16 protein-coding genes are annotated in these 15901 nt (G+C 66.1%); 12 read left to right on the top strand and 4 right to left on the bottom strand.

The features are described 5' to 3' along the window. The first annotated feature begins 26 nt into the window (after nt 1-26). A complete protein-coding gene (locus ACP3TD_RS01990; RefSeq protein ID WP_426765112.1) occupies nt 27-614 on the top strand; it encodes a TetR/AcrR family transcriptional regulator in 588 nt (195 codons plus the stop codon). Nucleotides 615-677: 63 nt separating this feature from the next. On the opposite strand, the gene ACP3TD_RS01985 is transcribed toward ACP3TD_RS01990, so the two are convergent. After that, nucleotides 678-1898 carry an ROK family protein gene (locus ACP3TD_RS01985; RefSeq protein ID WP_426765111.1) on the bottom strand — a complete coding sequence of 407 codons (1221 nt, stop codon included), beginning with the start codon at nt 1896-1898 and terminating at the stop codon, nt 678-680. A gap of 193 nt (nt 1899-2091) precedes the next feature. On the opposite strand from ACP3TD_RS01985, the gene ACP3TD_RS01980 reads away from it, so the two are divergent. The 11 genes from ACP3TD_RS01980 (at nt 2092) to ACP3TD_RS01930 (ending at nt 13394) form a co-directional block, all read left to right on the top strand. Then, nucleotides 2092-3195, top strand: a complete 1104-nt coding sequence (locus ACP3TD_RS01980) for a Gfo/Idh/MocA family protein (protein ID WP_426765110.1) — start codon at nt 2092-2094, stop codon at nt 3193-3195. After that, nucleotides 3192-4019, top strand: a complete 828-nt coding sequence (locus tag ACP3TD_RS01975) for a hypothetical protein (protein WP_426765109.1) — start codon at nt 3192-3194, stop codon at nt 4017-4019. Before ACP3TD_RS01980 ends, ACP3TD_RS01975 begins: the two co-directional genes overlap by 4 nt. 109 nt (nt 4020-4128) lie before the next feature. Further along, entirely contained in the window at nt 4129-5454 is a 1326-nt protein-coding gene (locus ACP3TD_RS01970) for an ABC transporter substrate-binding protein (RefSeq protein ID WP_426765108.1), read from the top strand. 13 nt (nt 5455-5467) lie between these two features. Next, on the top strand, nt 5468-6430 hold the full coding sequence (locus ACP3TD_RS01965; RefSeq protein ID WP_426765107.1) for a carbohydrate ABC transporter permease: 963 nt from the start codon (nt 5468-5470) through the stop codon (nt 6428-6430). Next, nucleotides 6430-7320, top strand: coding sequence for a carbohydrate ABC transporter permease (locus ACP3TD_RS01960; protein ID WP_426765106.1), 891 nt, complete (start codon nt 6430-6432; stop codon nt 7318-7320). The genes ACP3TD_RS01965 and ACP3TD_RS01960 overlap by 1 nt, the downstream gene beginning before the upstream one ends. Nucleotides 7321-7361: 41 nt before the next feature. Beyond that, nucleotides 7362-8114: a sugar phosphate isomerase/epimerase family protein gene (locus ACP3TD_RS01955; protein WP_426765105.1), complete on the top strand. Its 753-nt coding sequence runs from the start codon at nt 7362-7364 to the stop codon at nt 8112-8114. Continuing rightward, nucleotides 8111-9232, top strand: coding sequence for a Gfo/Idh/MocA family protein (locus tag ACP3TD_RS01950; protein WP_426765104.1), 1122 nt, complete (start codon nt 8111-8113; stop codon nt 9230-9232). Before ACP3TD_RS01955 ends, ACP3TD_RS01950 begins: the two co-directional genes overlap by 4 nt. 31 nt (nt 9233-9263) lie before the next feature. Then, the gene (locus tag ACP3TD_RS01945) at nt 9264-10475 is read left to right on the top strand and encodes a Gfo/Idh/MocA family protein (protein WP_426765103.1); all 1212 of its coding nucleotides are present in this window, start codon (nt 9264-9266) and stop codon (nt 10473-10475) included. Between the two features lie 2 nt (nt 10476-10477). Continuing rightward, nucleotides 10478-11479, top strand: coding sequence for a sugar phosphate isomerase/epimerase family protein (locus ACP3TD_RS01940; RefSeq protein WP_426765102.1), 1002 nt, complete (start codon nt 10478-10480; stop codon nt 11477-11479). 3 nt (nt 11480-11482) lie between these two features. Then, nucleotides 11483-12376: a TolB family protein gene (locus ACP3TD_RS01935; RefSeq protein WP_426765101.1), complete on the top strand. Its 894-nt coding sequence runs from the start codon at nt 11483-11485 to the stop codon at nt 12374-12376. Nucleotides 12377-12380: 4 nt separating this feature from the next. Further along, complete coding sequence (locus ACP3TD_RS01930) at nt 12381-13394, top strand: Gfo/Idh/MocA family protein (protein ID WP_426765100.1); 1014 nt, start codon at nt 12381-12383, stop codon at nt 13392-13394. Nucleotides 13395-13407: 13 nt separating this feature from the next. On the opposite strand, the gene ACP3TD_RS01925 is transcribed toward ACP3TD_RS01930, so the two are convergent. From ACP3TD_RS01925 to ACP3TD_RS01915, 3 genes are all read right to left on the bottom strand, one after another. Then, nucleotides 13408-14277, bottom strand: coding sequence for a glycosyltransferase family 2 protein (locus ACP3TD_RS01925; RefSeq protein ID WP_426765099.1), 870 nt, complete (start codon nt 14275-14277; stop codon nt 13408-13410). A gap of 181 nt (nt 14278-14458) precedes the next feature. Next, on the bottom strand, nt 14459-14815 hold the full coding sequence (locus tag ACP3TD_RS01920) for a hypothetical protein (protein ID WP_426765098.1): 357 nt from the start codon (nt 14813-14815) through the stop codon (nt 14459-14461). A gap of 43 nt (nt 14816-14858) precedes the next feature. Continuing rightward, nucleotides 14859-15773, bottom strand: coding sequence for an SDR family oxidoreductase (locus tag ACP3TD_RS01915; RefSeq protein WP_426765097.1), 915 nt, complete (start codon nt 15771-15773; stop codon nt 14859-14861). Nucleotides 15774-15901 lie beyond the last annotated feature (128 nt).

Below are 15901 nucleotides of genomic sequence, written 5' to 3'. Positions count from 1 at the left end.
GGGCGGAGTGAAATACACTGGCTTCCGTGACCCCGAACAAGCCGCGCGGACCGTACGCCAAGGGAGCGGAACGCCGCGAACAGATCATCCAGACCGCAACCGACGTCTTCGCCACCGACGGCTTTGAGGGCACCGCGCTCAAGCGGGTGGCAGAGCTGGTGGGCGTCAAAGAGGCCACCCTGTTCCACTACTTCAGCGGAAAGCAGGAACTGCTGACCGCAGTCCTGGCTGAGCGGGACAGGCGCGGGCTTGCAGACACCCCGGCGAAGGAGTCCGGGCTGGCACTGATGGCCCCGATTGCCGCCAGGAACCGGACACAGCCGGGGCTCACCACGCTCTACGCGGTGGCCTCCGCGACGGCCAGCAACCCCGGGCATGATTCCCACGGCTACTTCCAGGAGAGGTTCGCCGCCGTGGTCCGCTCCCTGGAGGACGACATCCTGGAACGGCAGGCGGCCGGCGGGGTCAGGTCCGATGTTTCCGCCACGGATCTGGCCAGGCTGGTGGTGGCGGTATCCGACGGGCTGCAACTGCAGTGGCTCTATGACAAGGACGTGGACATGGCGGACGGGCTCGCCACCTTCATCGACGTCCTCCTCAAGCCGCCCGGCTGATCTTTTTCGGCGGGCCGGGCGGCCACCCAGTGATCCATCGGGCCGGGCGGTCCAGCCTCCGGCCTAACCGGCGATGGCGTTGCCGGCGAGGGTGGCTTCGATGACTGCGGGGGAAAGCACGTGCTGGGTGACCATCTGGCTGGCCCCCAGGATCGCCGCCTGGCCGCCAGCCATGGAAATGCCGATGCGCAGGTGCGTGGTGGCCAGCGGCAGCGACCGCCTGTACACCACTTCGCGGATACCGGCCACGAGGTGTTCGCCGGCCTCCCCCACGCTCCCGCCGATCACGATCATGGACGGATTCAGCAGGTTGACCACGGTGGCCAGTACGTCCCCGACGTCCCGGCCGGCCTGGCGAAGCGCCTGGATGGCCTGCAGGTTCCCTTCGGCCACCAGCCGCAGGACGTCGCCGCCCGTTTTGGCTTCCAGCCCGTGGGACCGGAGCTGGTGCGCGACGGCGGGACCTGACGCGAGCGCCTCCAGGCACCCGTAGTTGCCGCAGCGGCACAGCACGTCGTCGCCGCGTGGGACGCGGACGTGGCCAAGGTCGCCGGCGGTACCGTTGGCGCCGCGCTGCAGCTCGCCGCTGCTGATGATACCGGCCCCGATTCCCGTGGCCACCTTGATGAAGAGGAAGTTCTCGTGTTCGGGCCAGTGCGCGGTGCGTTCGCCGAGCGCCATGATGTTCACGTCGTTATCCACCAGCACGGGAACCGGCAGCTGCCGCTGGACGTACGGAACGACGTCGAACCCGTCCCAGCCGGGCATGATGGGCGGCTTGACGGGGCGGCCGGTGTCATGTTCAACCGGGCCCGGCAGTCCGATGCCGACGCCGGCGAGGTCGCCCAACTCTCGTCCCGATTCGGCCAGGAGTTCCTTGCCGGCGGCGATCACGCGGCCCAGGACAACAGCCGGGCCGTCCGCTACCTCCTGCGCAAACCGGCGTTCGCCGAGGATGCTGCCGCCCAGGTCGGTGACGGCAACAATCACGTGGGTGGCGCCGACGTCGACCGCCAGCACCACGCGGGCCTCGGGCTTAAAGGCAAAGCGCGACGGCGGCCTGCCGCCACTCGAATTCGCCTCGCCGGCCGGGCCCACAAGCCCGGAGCCGATGAGTGCGTCAATGCGTGACGCCACGGTGGACCTGGCAAGCCCGGTGGTAAGGGCCAGCTCGGCACGGGTGCGCGCCTGGCCGTCGCGAAGAAGCTGGAAAAGGTCACCAGCGCGCGAAAGGTTGCCGGCGTCGGCATCCCTTGCAGGCAATTTTCCTGAGGCTGGAGTCATGTACAAGTCATAACACGGCCACTTGACACTGTCACGAATGCAGAAGATTGATTTGTCGCAAACAACTTTTGCTTGACTCTCGTCAGAAGTCGTCCTAGGTTGTGACGAGGAGCACATCATCCCCGCCGATACAGCAGATCGACGGCATCGATCAGCCTCCGAACCCGAGTCCGCCTACAAAGAGGTAACCGACTTGCCAAGCCAGACAACGCCCGCCGAAACACCCCTGGGGGTAGGCATCCTGGGCGCCGGTCCTGTCACCCAGGCCATCCACCTTCCCGCCCTCGCCCGGCTCCGCGACATCCTCGAAGTACGCCACATCATGGATGTAGATGAGGCTGTGGCCACATCCGTCGCCACGCGCGTCGGTGCCGCCTCCAGCACCAGCATGGACGCCTTGCTCGGGGACGACGCCGTGGACATCGTTGCCATCTGCAGCCCGCACCAGTTCCACGCAGACCAAGTCATCGCCGCCTGCCGCGCCGGCAAGAAAGCCGTCCTGTGCGAAAAGCCGTTCGCCATGAACGCCGAAGAGGCCGCCCGCATCTCCGAGGTCAGCGCCGAAACGGGTGTTCCCATCGTGGTGGGTGCCATGCACACCTTCGATCCGGGCTGGCTCGCAGCAGAAGGGCACTGGGATGACCTGCCGGAGACGGCACACACCATCCGCTCCTCCATCGTGCTTCCGCCCAACGCCCGCTTCGAAGACTTCGCCACGGAGATTGTGTCGCGCCCCGCCGCCGGCACAACGGACTACTCAGACATCGACGTCATCAAATCCATGATGCAGGGCGGGATCATGGGGCTCGCCATCCACGACCTCCCCCTGGTCCGCCGGTTCACCCCGGACTTCAACGACATCCGGGTGCTGCAGGCCCGTCACGTCCAGCCCTTCGGCTACGCCATCTCACTGCGCACTCCCACGCGCACCATCGAACTGCGTGCCGCCATGAACAGCACCTGGCAGCCTGAGTGGAGCTTCGAGGCCATTGCCGACCACAGCGCTCTGCGTATCGATTTCACTCCCTCCTACGTTCAGGCGGGTTCCGCCACCGCCACTTTCAGCCGGGGCACCGAATCCACCACCCTCGGCCCCTACAGCCACAACGGCTACGAAGGCGAGTGGCGCGAACTGGCAGAACTGGCGCGCGGAACCAAACAGCCGCCGTCCGCGCAGACCCTGATTGATGACCTCACCTTCGCCCTGGCCATCGCGGACGCCACCGTGAACAGTGTCTCCGCAGACCATGCCAGCCACCCTGCCGGAATTGCCGCAACCGCAGGAGCGTCAGCATGAGCGCCACCTACTCCGTTACGGCAACCCCCGGCGCCGAGGAAGCCGGCGCAGTCGCCCTGGCGATGGCGTCACTGCCGGCAACCTTCGGCCCGGCGGCAGGCGCTGCCGCCACCCCTGACGTCGCCGCCATCGACGGCGGACCGGGCTGGACCGCCGAGGCCCTGCACGCCATCGAAGCCGGTAGCCGCGGCGTCCTGGTGGTCAACCCCGTCCCCGAGGACACCTCCCAGCTGTCCGCTGCCGCCGAAGCCGCGGGCACCGCCGTCGTCCTCGACCTGCGCTGGGCCTCCAACCCGGCGCTGGTCTCGCCGGACGGCGGCCCGGACGCCCGGGAGGCATTCCGGAGCGCGCTGGGCACGGCGGCCATGCTGGACAGTGTCGCCACGGCGGCACCCGGCACGGACCCGCAGCGGCTCCTCGGAGAGCACCTCGCCGCACTCTTGGAAGTGACCGGAACGCTCCACGCCGTGTCCCTGCTTCAGAGCGGGGCCACCGGTTACACGTTCAGCGGACGGCTCGCCAACGGCGCCCCGATGTCCGCCCACGGCGTGCTGACCGCGGCCCGTCCCGCCGGCGTCGACATTCGGCTGTACACGGCCGACGGCGGCGTCAGCGTCCGGCTGCCCGAGCCGGCTGCTGCCTGGCCCGCCGAAGTCCGGATCACCGGGCCGCACGGCGGACTTTTGCTGCCCACCCTGTATGAATCAGCCCACCGGACTGCGTGGCGCCGCCTCAAGGAACACCTCACAGCCGGCACCCGGCCGGACGACCTCACCCGGTTCGCCCGGCTGACCGACCTCTACGCAACCTTCGCTGACACGTAACAAGCCCTTTCAATACGCAACCAACCAGCAGTCCAGTCCCACCTCCACTCTCAACGATGAGCAGGACCGCACCACAACGCAGCGCGCGGCGGTCCCGAAAGGACACACCATGAACGCAAACACCCACCAGAACCGTTCCTTCTCCCGCCGCGGCTTCCTGGGCCTGACAGCAGCGGCCGCATCCGTTCCCCTGCTGGCGGCCTGCGGCGGAGGATCGGCAAGCCAGGGCGGCGGAGGAGGCGCCGCGGGAACCATCAAATTCTGGGACATGCCGTGGGCCACGCCCGCGTACAACGACGCCGCCAAGGGCATTGCAGAAGGCTTCTCCGGGGCGAACGGCGGCAAGGCGTCCTACCAGATCATCCAGTGGGCCAACTTCTACCAGACCTTCTCCTCCGCCATTGCCTCCAAGACGGGCCCGGCAGTGTCCACCGGCGGCGGCTTCCAGGCGTTCCAGTTCGAGCAGCAGGGCCAGATTGCCTACGCAGACAAGGTCATCGACAAGCTCAAGTCCAATGGCCAATTCGACGATTTTCTTCCGGGCGTGCTGGACCCGTTCAAGTCAGACAAGGGCTACGTGGCGGTCCCGTGGCAGCTGGACATGCGCGTCTTCTGGTACCGCAAGTCCCTGTTCGAGAAGGCCAACGTTGCCCTGCCCACGGACTGGCCGTCCCTGCTGGAAGCGGGCAAGGCACTGAAGAAGGTGGGCGCCTTCGGCTTCACCACCGGTGCAGGCGCAGGCAACAACTACGCCAACCACTCCATGATCATGATGATGGTCAACAACGGCGGCGGCGTCTGGAACAAGGACGGCGAGCTGGACCTGATGAATGACCGCAACGTCGAGGCCATGGAGTTCGTCCTGGAACTGGTGTCCAACGGCATCATCGACCCGGCCGCCGTCAGCTACACCACGGACAACATGTCAGCACAGTGGAAGGACGGCAAGGCCGGCTACGGTCTCTTCCAGGTCAACGTCCCGCAGCGCGTAGGCGATACCTCCGGCGACCTGCTCGTGGCGGATCCCATCACCGGACCGCACGGCGACAAGGCCACCCTCGTGTTCCCGAACAACATCATGATGTACACCAACACCCCGTCGCAGGACGCCTCCGAGGAATTCCTGGTCTACTACCTGGGCCAGCTCAAGCAGCTCTGGCAGAAGAAGCTCATGTCCGCCCTCCCGGTCTTCAAGTCCATCACCGAGATGCCCGAATTCGCCGACGATCCCAACAACGTCAAGATCGTCAAGGACTGGCAGCCGATCGCGAAGACCTTCGCCTCGCAGGGCAACACCCTGAACGCCAACCTCGCAGCGCTCGACGGCGGGCAGGCACTGAACCAGTTCAGCCAGACCATCATCACCGGCAAGTCAGACGCCAAGTCCGCACTTCAGGCCTTCCAGTCCGGCCTCGAGTCCGTCCTGAAGAAGTAGGACAGGGCCCGTCATGTCCAGTACCACCGCACAGTCCGGCCTGGCCCGGGCCCGCCGGGGAGTCGCCCCCGGCGGGTCCGGGACGCTTCCCGGGAAACGCAAGAGCAAGCTCTCCGCACAGGCCACCAGGACGTTCTTCTGGCTCCTGCTCCCGTCCGTCGTCCTGCTCGTCCTCATCCACGGCTACCCGCTGGTTTACGCGGCCGTCCAGGCCACCCATGACGGGAACCTGCTGCAGACCGGAAACTTCATCGGCGGGGAAAACTTCGCCACCGTCCTGACCTCGCCGGCCTTCTGGAAAGCAGCCCAGTTCACCCTCTGGTTCACCATCGTGGGTGTCTTTGGCTCCTGGCTGGTGGGGCTGGGCCTGGCGCTGCTCCTGCGCACCAAGATTCCCGCCGGCAACACGTTCAAGGTCCTCCTGCTCCTGCCTTGGGTGGTGCCCATCGTGGTCTCCTCCACGGCCTGGAACTGGCTGGTGGCCACCCCGGACAGCCTTATCCCCTCCATGTTCCGCAACCTCGGACTGGGCACCCCGCTGTTCCTGGCCGATCCCACCCTTGCCTCCATCACGGTGATGGTGTTCAAGGTCTGGGTGTCTTTCCCCTTCATGATGATGATGACCTCCGCAGCGCTGGCCTCGGTGGATGAAACCGTCTACGAGGCAGCCAGCATGGACGGTGCCAGCCGCTGGCAGCAGTTCACCCAGATCACCCTGCCGCTGATCGCCCGGTCCACGTACATCAGCTGGATCCTGATGACCATCTTCTGCGTCAACGACTTCCCCACCATTTACCTGCTCACCGGCGGCGGACCCGTCAGCGCCACCACCTCGTTGGTGGTCCTGGCCTACCGCACCGTCTTCCAGGACTTCGCTACCGGCCCCGGTGTGGCCATCGCCTTCCTCATGACCATGACCCTGGTGGTCATCTCCGTCATCCTGTACCGCCAGATCCGAAAGTCGAGCGTCGAATAATGAGTGCAGTCCTCCACGCCCACCCGGAATCCGGCCCCGCACTCGGAATCGAGGAGGGCAAACCACGCAGGGTGCTGTCCGAAGCCGGCATGCGCGGCCGTTGGTGGCGGTTCGTCCTGATCCTCGCCATCACCGCCGTTGTGCTGGTTCCCATCCTGGTCACCGTGATCCTGGCCTTCACCCCCGGACCGAACAGCACCGCCACCGGCCTGACCTTCGAGAACCTCAGCAACGTCTTCTCCAAGACCCTCGCCGCCACCTGGCTCAAGAACAGCCTCATCACCACACTGGCAACCGTGCTGGTGTCCGTGGCGGTGGCCGCCCCGGCCGGCTATGTCCTGTCCCGCGGCCGTTCCAAGGCAGTCTCCGGCTACTCGCTGCTCCTGTTCGTCATGCAGTCCCTGCCCATCATCACCTCCGTGGTGCCGCTGTTCATCCTGTTCGCAGGGATGGGCCTGGTGGACAACCTCATGGGCCTGACCATCATTTACGTGGGCTCCACCATGACCGTTGCCACCTGGATGATGGCCGCCTACTTCGACTCCATCCCCATCAGCCTGGAAGAGGCGTCCTGGATCGACGGCTGCTCAGTCTTCGGCTCCTTCACCAAGGTGGTGCTGCGCAACTCCCTCCCGGGCGTGCTCTCCACCGCGATCTTCGCCTTCCTCCTGGCCTGGAACGACTACCTGGTAGCCATCGTGTTCCTGCGCTCCAACGAAATCTTCACCCTTCCCATGGGCGTGCAGTCCTTCTTCCAGCAGAACGCCACGGACTGGACGTCCGTGATGGCCCTTGCCGTGGTCATGATGCTCCCGCCCGTCATCGTCTTCGCCACCCTGAACAAGTACTTCAGCGTCGGCGGCATCGGCGGATCCCTCGCCGGCCGCTAACCTGCCCAACAACGTCGCCAACCATCCCTGATAGGAAACCCATGTCTTATTCACTCCAGCTCTACACCCTGCGCAACGCCATCGCGGAGGACCTGCCCGGCACCATCAAGAAGGTTGCGGAGATCGGCTTCACCCAGGTTGAGCCCTACAACTTCGTCGCTACGGCCAAGGAACTCGGTGCCGCGCTGAAGGAGAACGGCCTCACCGCACCCTCTGGCCATGCGCCGCTGCTGTCCCAGGACCAGGACGAGATCTTCACGGCGGCGAAGGAACTGGGCATCAGCACCGTCATCGATCCCTTCCTGCCCGCCGAGCACTGGCAGGACGCCGAAACCATCCAGTCCACTGCAGCCAAGCTCAACGCGGCAGCGAAGAAGGGTGCCAAGTACGGCATCACCGTGGGGTACCACAACCACGCCTGGGAACTGCAGTCCAGCATTGAGGGACGCACCGCGCTGGAGTACTTCGAGTCCCTGCTGGACCCTGAGCTGGTACTGGAGGTCGACACCTACTGGGTGGCCGTGGGCGGCCAGGACCCCGTGGATATCCTCACCAAGCTCGGAGACCGGGTGAAGTTCATCCACATCAAGGACGGCAACCTGACCATGGACACCAAGGCCCAGCAGCCCGCCGGACAGGGCAAGGTCCCCGTCCTGGACGTGATCGCTGCCGCAAAGTCGCTCGACGTTGGCGTAGTGGAATTCGATGACTACTCCGGCGACATCTTCGACGGCATCACCCAGAGCCTGGCCTTCCTCAACAACAACACCGCCACCGAAGGAGCCAAAGCATGAGTTTCGCACCCTCCACCCGCAAGGGACCGGTTGGCGTTGCAGTTATCGGCGCGGGCAACATCTCCAAGCAGTACCTGGACAACCTGACGGTCTTCCCGGACCTGCAGGTCCTGGTGGTCGCCGACCTCTTCGAAAACGCCGCCGAGGCCCGCGCCAAGGAATACGGCATCCCTGAATGGGGTGGGCCGGAAAAGGCACTGAACCACCCCGACGTCGAAATCATCGTCAACCTCACCATCCCCGCGGCCCACGTGGAGGTGGCCACCGCAGCGGTGAACGCCGGCAAGCACGTCTGGACCGAGAAGCCCTTCTCCCTGGACCGCGAATCCGGACTTGGCCTGCTCAAGGCTGCCGACGCCGCGGGTATCCGGCTCGGCACTGCACCCGACACGTTCCTGGGCGCCGGGATCCAGACCGCGCTGCGGCTCATCCAGCGCGGTGACATCGGCACGCCGCTGACCGCCATGACCACCTTCCAGACCCCCGGCCCGGAATCCTGGCACCCGAACCCCGCGTTCCTCTTCCAGCATGGCGCCGGCCCCCTGTTCGACATGGGACCGTACTACCTCACCACCCTGGTCCAGGCCTTCGGCTCCATCCGCAAGGTGGCCGCCGTCGGGTCCAAGGCCAAGGAGGTCCGCGTCATCGGTTCCGGGCCCAAGGCCGGCGAGGAATTTACCGTGGAGGTCCCCACCCACGTCTCCGCGATGGCCCAGTTCGAATCCGGCGCCTCCTCGCACAGCGTCTTCTCCTTCGAATCCCCCCGCGCCCGGATGGGGTTCGTGGAAATCACCGGCACGGAAGCCACCATCTCCCTGCCGGACCCCAACTACTTCACCGGCGACATCCGGCTGTGGCGCGCCGGTGACGAAGACTGGACCACCATCCCCGCCACCGGCCCTGCCAACGGCCGCGGCATGGGTGCCTTGGACATGGCCCGCGCCATCCGCGCCGGCTTGCCGCACCGCGCCACCGGCGACCTCGCCTACCACGTGCTGGACAGTATGGTCTCGATCTCCGAATCCATCGACTCCGGAACCTTCGTGAACGTCGAAAGCTCGGCTCCGGTTTCCCCAGCCCTCCCCGAGGACTGGGCCCCGGAAACCGCAACTCTCTAGCTCAGCCAGCAGGAAGCAGCAGGAACACGCCATGACCACTCCCGCACACCCAACCGCAACCCCGGCTCCCCCATCCCTCGGTGTGGCCGCCATCGGCTATGCCTTCATGGGGAAAGCCCATTCGAATGCGTGGCGGAACGTGGCCAGTTTCTTCAACGTCCCGGCCTTCGAGCAGAAGGTGCTCGTGGGCCGGGACGCCACCGCCGTGGCCGAGGCCGCCACCAAGTACGGCTGGGCCGAGTCCGCCACCGATTGGCGTGAAGTCATCGACCGGGACGACATCCATATCATCGACATCTGCGCACCCGGCTGGATGCATGCTGAGATCGCCATCGCGGCACTCGAAGCCGGCAAGCACGTGCTGGTCGAAAAACCACTCGCCAACACCCTCGCCGAAGCCGAACTCATGACCGCAGCCGCCGCCAAGGCACGCGCCCGGGGCGTCCAGTCCATGATCGGGTTCAACTACCGCCGCGTCCCCGCCCTTGCCCTGGCCCGCGAACTCATCACCGAAGGCCGGCTCGGCACGGTCCGGCAGGTCCGCGCAGCCTACCTCCAGGACTGGCTGGCCGACGACCAATCGCCCATGACCTGGCGGCTCCGCAAGGAAACCGCCGGCTCCGGAGCGCTGGGCGACATCGCCTCCCACGCCATCGACCAGGTCCTCTACCTCCTGGGCGACCAGGTCACGGAGGTCACCGGCCGGCTCCACACATTCGTTCCGCAGCGCCCCGGCGGCAGTGCCGCTGGGGAGGGGCTGGAGGATGTCACGGTCGACGACGCCGCCTGGGCCACGCTGTCCCTCGCCTCCGGGGCCATCGCCTCAGTGGAGGTCTCCAGGGTGGCAACGGGCCAGAAGAACAGCCTCAAGCTCGAGATCTACGGCGACAAAGGCACCATCATGTTCGACCTCGAAAACCTCAACGAACTCGGGTTCCTGGACGCCACCGCGCCAGTACGGGAGCAGGGGTTCCGCCGCATCCTGGTCAACGAACCCGAGCACCCCTACCTCGAAGCGTGGTGGCCGCAGGGCCATATCATCGGCTGGGAACATACCTTCACCCACCAGGTCCGGGACTTCCTCACCGCCATCCAGGACCAAACCCCGCCCTCGCCGTCGTTCGAGGAAGGACTGAACGTGCAGTACATCCTCAACGCCGTGGAGGAATCCGCCGCCGCGAAGAGCGCCCTGATCCAACTGCCGGGCACCTCCCCGGAGACCAGCCCCACCGAAGGAGCCTGACCATGCCCCGCCCGTTTACCCTGTTCACCGGCCAGTGGGCCGACCTCCCCCTCGAGGAAGTGGCCAAACTTGCCTCCGGCTGGGGCTACGACGGCCTCGAAATCGCCGTTTCCGGAGACCACCTGGACGCCTGGCGCGTGGACGAACCAGGCTACGTCGAGTCCAAGCTCGAACTCCTGGACAAGTACAACCTCAAGGTCTGGGCCATCTCCAACCACCTCAAGGGCCAGGCCGTCTGCGATGACCCCATCGACTTCCGCCACGAAGCCATCGTCGGCTCGCGCGTCTGGGGCGACGGGGAGCCCGAAGGCGTCCGGCAACGCGCCGCCGAGGAACTCAAGCACACCGCCCGATTGGCACGCGCACTCGGCGTGGACACCGTCGTCGGATTCACCGGCTCCTCCATCTGGCAATACGTCGCCATGTTCCCGCCCGTCCCGGAAAAAGTCATCGACGCCGGCTACCAGGACTTCGCCGACCGCTGGAACCCCATCCTGGACGTCTTCGACGACAACGGCGTCCGCTTCGCCCACGAAGCCCACCCCAGTGAGATCGCCTACGACTACTGGACCACCGTCCGCACCCTCGAAGCGATCGGCCACCGCGAAGCGTTCGGCCTGAACTGGGACCCCTCACACATGATGTGGCAGGGCATCGACCCCGTGTCCTTCATCTGGGACTTCAAGGACCGGATCTACCACGTGGACTGCAAAGACACCAAGATCCGCCAGACCGGCCGCAACACCGTCCTGGGCTCCCACCTCGCCTGGGGCGACCCCCGCCGCGGCTGGGACTTCGTCTCCGCCGGCCGGGGCGATGTCCCCTGGGAAGCGTCCTTTCGGGCCCTGGCCGCCATCGGCTACAACGGACCCATCAGCGTCGAATGGGAAGACGCCGGCATGGACCGCCTGCACGGCGCCCCCGAAGCCCTCGCGGCTCTGAAGAAGTACGACTTCCCCGCCTCCCAAACCAGCTTCGACGCCGCCTTCAGCAGCAAGGACTAGCCTGTGTCCGACGCGATCCGCACCCTCCGGCCCGGCCAGCGCTGTGAGGTGTGGGTCGCGTCGGTTTCCGGGCAGGCCAGCCTGCTTTTCAGCTCCGACACGATCCTGCTGGAAGCGGCCAACTGGGCCCTGGACGGCACAGCCCTTGTCCTGAACGGAAACGGGAAGTTGTGGAGGCTGGACACTGAAGAACGGGCGCTGGGGGAAATACCGCTCTCCGGAATTCCGGACCTCAACAACGATCACGTCCTGGCACCTGATGGCAATGACATCTTCGTCTCAGCCAACGACGGTCACATCTACCGCGCTGCGTTGGACGGTGGCCCAGCCACCAGGATCACCGAAGACGACGGCACTTTCCACTTCCTGCACGGCGTCAGCCCCGACGGCACGGAGCTCGCCTACGTTGGTATCGAGTCGGGCGACTTCAAGCGGCCGGGCAAGCTGATGACCATGGCGTCCGACGGCGGTGCTGCCGCCCGGGTCGATGTTGGTTCCGGCCATTGCGACGGTCCTGAATACTCGCCTGACGGGACGTGGCTGTACGTGAATACGGAGTCCTTCAGCACAGTTCCCGGCCATGCCCAGCTTGCCCGCGTCCGGGCTGACGGCAGCGAATTTGAGCAACTCCTGCACAGCACCACTGTCGACTGGTTCCCGCACCTTTCCCCGGACGGCCGCTTCGCCACGTACCTCCGGTTCCCCGCCGGAACCGAAGGCCACCCCGCTGACCTGCCGGTCGACGTCGTCCTCGTTTCCACCGATGACTGGACAACTCCCCTGTTCACATGCCCGCTGTTGGGCGGCCAAGGTACGCTCAACGTCAACAGTTGGTCGCCGGACTCCGACCACTTTGCCTTTGTGGCCTATCCGCTTTCCGAATCACCAAAGGACTGACTTCGTGACCTTGAACAACGGCACTTCCGACGGCACCATCCGCTGGGGCATCCTGGGCACCGGATTCATCGCCGGACTGCAGGTCCCGGACCTGCAGGAGAACGGCTTCACCGTCCAGGCCGTGGGCTCCCGCACGGAGGAGTCCAGCAAGGCGTTCGCCGACCAGCACGGGATTCCCACCGCATACGGAAGCTACGAAGACCTGGTGGCCGATCCGGACGTGGACGTTGTCTACGTCGCCACTCCGCACCCGTTCCACCACGCCAATGCCCTGCTGGCGCTCAACGCCGGCAAGCATGTGCTGGTTGAGAAGGCCTTCACCATCAACGCCCGCGAGGCGCAGGAGATTGTGGACCTGGCAGCGGCCAAGGGCCTCGTGGCACTGGAGGCCATGTGGACGAGGTTCCTTCCCCATATGGCCCGGATCCGCGAGATCGTCGGCCAGGGAACCATCGGCGAAGTCCGCAAGGTGCTGGCGAGCCACAACCAGGATCTGCCCAAGGATCCTGCCCACCGGCTGAACGATCCCGCGCTCGGTGGCGGAGCGCTGCTGGATTTGGGGATCTATCCCATTTCCTTTGCATTCGACATCCTGGGCGCGCCGCAGCGGATCCTGGCCAGCGCGTCAAAGACCGTCACCGGAGTAGACCGCCAGACGTCGGCGATCTTCGAATACGCAGGCGGGGCGCAGGCGATCATTGACTGCGAACTGGACGCCGCGAGCGCCAACCGGGCCCTGGTGATCGGAACGGAAGGCTGGATCGACATCGAGTCCACCTGGTACAACCCTGTTCCGTTTACGGTGTTCGACGCCGCGGGGAACGTGGTGGAACGGTTTGAGCAGCCGGTCAACAGCCGCGGGATGCAGTACCAGGCCGCTGAGCTGGAGCGTCTGGTGGGCACCGGTGCCACAGCCGGGAGCCTTCTTCCGCCCACCGAGACCGTGTCCGTCATGGCTGCCATGGATGAGATCCGCCGCCAGATCGGGCTGGAGTACGACGCCGACACCCGGCCCTGACAGCCCGCCGCCCTTACGCCGGGCCGCGGTTGAGCAAGACCTCGTAGGCCTCCACCCGTCGGTCCGGGACCGTGGTGGGCGACTCCAGGTGGACCGCGCCCGAAGGCAGGATGCCCGCGCCGCCGTACCGTTCCATGACCTGCCACTGGGCCAGCACGTCCTCGCCGGCGTGCCCGGCGGGAAGTCGGGTCCAGAAGCTGAACCCGCCTGCACTGTTGAGCGCCTCCCTGCGGTAGAGGACACAGCCGCCCAGCCACGCCACCCGGTAGGGCAGCCATTGCCCTTGCTGGAGCTCCAGGTCCGCGCTGAGGTGGCTGAGGTTGGCGGCGCTGTGGAGGGGCCACCGGTCAAATCCTGGATTTCCGGGGCGGATCGTCTCGGCACTCACGGGTCCTTCCCATGCCTCGAAGACTGCAGTCTGCTCGGGCCTCCGGTCATTGAGGAAGGACAGGCCCTGCGGAGCCATGCCCACAAACCCGCAGCCGAGCTCGTCCAAGGCCCGGCTCAGCTGCTGGAGCGCTCCCGGTTCAAGCCACACGTCGTCATCGAGGAACAGGCACTGGTCGGCGGTTGCCTGGTCCAGCATGAACTGCCGGTGTTCGGCCAGCCCGCGGCGGGGCAGATGGCGCAGCAGCCTGACGCGTCGTCCCTGCGCCTCCAGTACCCGCACCATGGCGGCGGCTGCCGGGTGCTCCCACCCGGGATCTCCGGCGGCCTGGTCGCTGATCACCACGGCAAACGCCGGGTCGGCCTGTCCGGCAAGTCCTGACAGGGTGACAGCGAGTTCCGCCGGCCGGTCACATGTGGGCACCAGCACTTCCACCGTCACTGGTTCGGGAAGGTCCGCCTGCCGGGCCCACGCCTCTGACGATCTCCTGCTCACGGTCCATCTCCTCTGCGCTGTTGGCAGGGCTCGGAAGCCTGCCTGTGCCTGGCCGTTTCCGTCTGTCCCGTACCCAACCTGAGCGCCGGGTATGCCCGGCGGTGTTCCCGGGAAGGCAAAGGCCCCTGCTGCAGCTCCCTCAGGAAACAGCGGCAGAGGCCCGTGCACCGAAGCGGTGCTGCTAGCCGGCGTTGAACTCTTCGCCGTCGTCGTCCTTCGGCGACTTTTCCTGCGGAAGGTCGTTGCCGCTGCCGTCCGGGACGCCTGCTGCTTCCTGGCCCGGTTCCGAAGAGGTGGGCGCGGACCCCTTGGAGTCGTCGTTGTTCTCGTCGATTTCGGCGGCGCTGGAGGGCAGGTCGACGTCGCGAGCCACCTGCTCCTCTCCCCCGGACTGCGGCTCGTTGGTGGCCGCGCCCTGGCCGCCCTGCGAACCCTGCGTGGCCTGCTGGTCCTGGCCGCCCATTTCCTGCTCAGCGGTGGGAGTGCCGTAGCCGCCCGGGTCGGTCTCGGGTGCAGCGTGCTGGTTGTCCTGCGTCATGGTTCCTCCTGTTTGCGTTGCGGTTGATTCGGTGTGAAGCGGGCTAGAGGCCCTTGCCCCCGGTCACGGGGAGTACTGCCCCGGAAATATAGGAGCCGTCCTCGGAGGCGAGCAGCACGTAGGCGGCTGCCAGTTCGGCGGGTTGGCCGGCGCGCTCCAAGGGTGTGTCCTGGCCGAAGGACGGCAGCTTGTCCGGCCATTCGGTGGCCGGAATAAGCGGAGTCCAGATGGGGCCGGGCGCAACGGCGTTGACCCGGATCCCCTTGGGCCCCAGTTCCTGGGCCAGTGCCTTGGTGAAGGCCACCTGGGCTGCCTTGGTCATGGCGTAGTCGATCAGGCCCGGCGACGGGTTGAAAGCCTGGATCGATGCCGTGGTGATGATGGAAGCGCCTGCCTTCAGGTGCGGAACGGCTGCCCGCGCCGTCCAGAGCAAAGAGTACAGGTTGGTCTTGAAGACCCTGTCGAATTCTTCGGTGGGCAGCGACTCGAGGCTGTCCCGGTTCTTTTGGTAGGCCGCGTTCAGCACCACCACATCCAGGCGGCCAAAGTCGCTGGCGGCCTCGTCCGCGATCCGGGTGCTGAATTCCTCCTCGCGCCCGTCGCCGGGGAACAGCAGCGCGCGGCGCCCCGCCTTGCGGATCCATTCCGCGGTGTCCTGGGCGTCGTCCTCCTCTTCCGGGAGGTAGGAAATGGCGACGTCGGCCCCCTCGCGGGCGAAGGCAATGGCCACGGCCTTGCCGATTCCGGAGTCGCCGCCGGTGATCAGGGCTGCCTTGCCTTCGAGCTTTCCGTTGCCCTCATAGGACGCTTCGCCATGGTCCGGCTTGGGATCCATGGGCGCGGTCAGGCCGGGCTGTTTCTGTTCCTGTTCAGGGAACGGCCGCGAATGGTAGCCGCCCCGCGGGTCCTTGGGCTGGTCTGTCTGCTTGCCTGTGTCCTGCTTGTCTGTGCCGCTCATAGTCCGCCTACTCAGTTGTCGGTTTCCGAAGAGCTTCGCCGGTATACCGGCTCTTCGAAGCTATCCCCCACGAAGGAACCAAGTCCACCGCTCAGAACCAATAATCAGTAAACTTATCAAATACTGGT

Source organism: Pseudarthrobacter sp. 1G09 (genome assembly GCF_050038305.1).
In the GTDB taxonomy this organism is placed as follows: Bacteria; Actinomycetota; Actinomycetes; order Actinomycetales; family Micrococcaceae; genus Arthrobacter; species Arthrobacter equi.
This window is presented reverse-complemented; position numbering and strand designations above follow the sequence as displayed.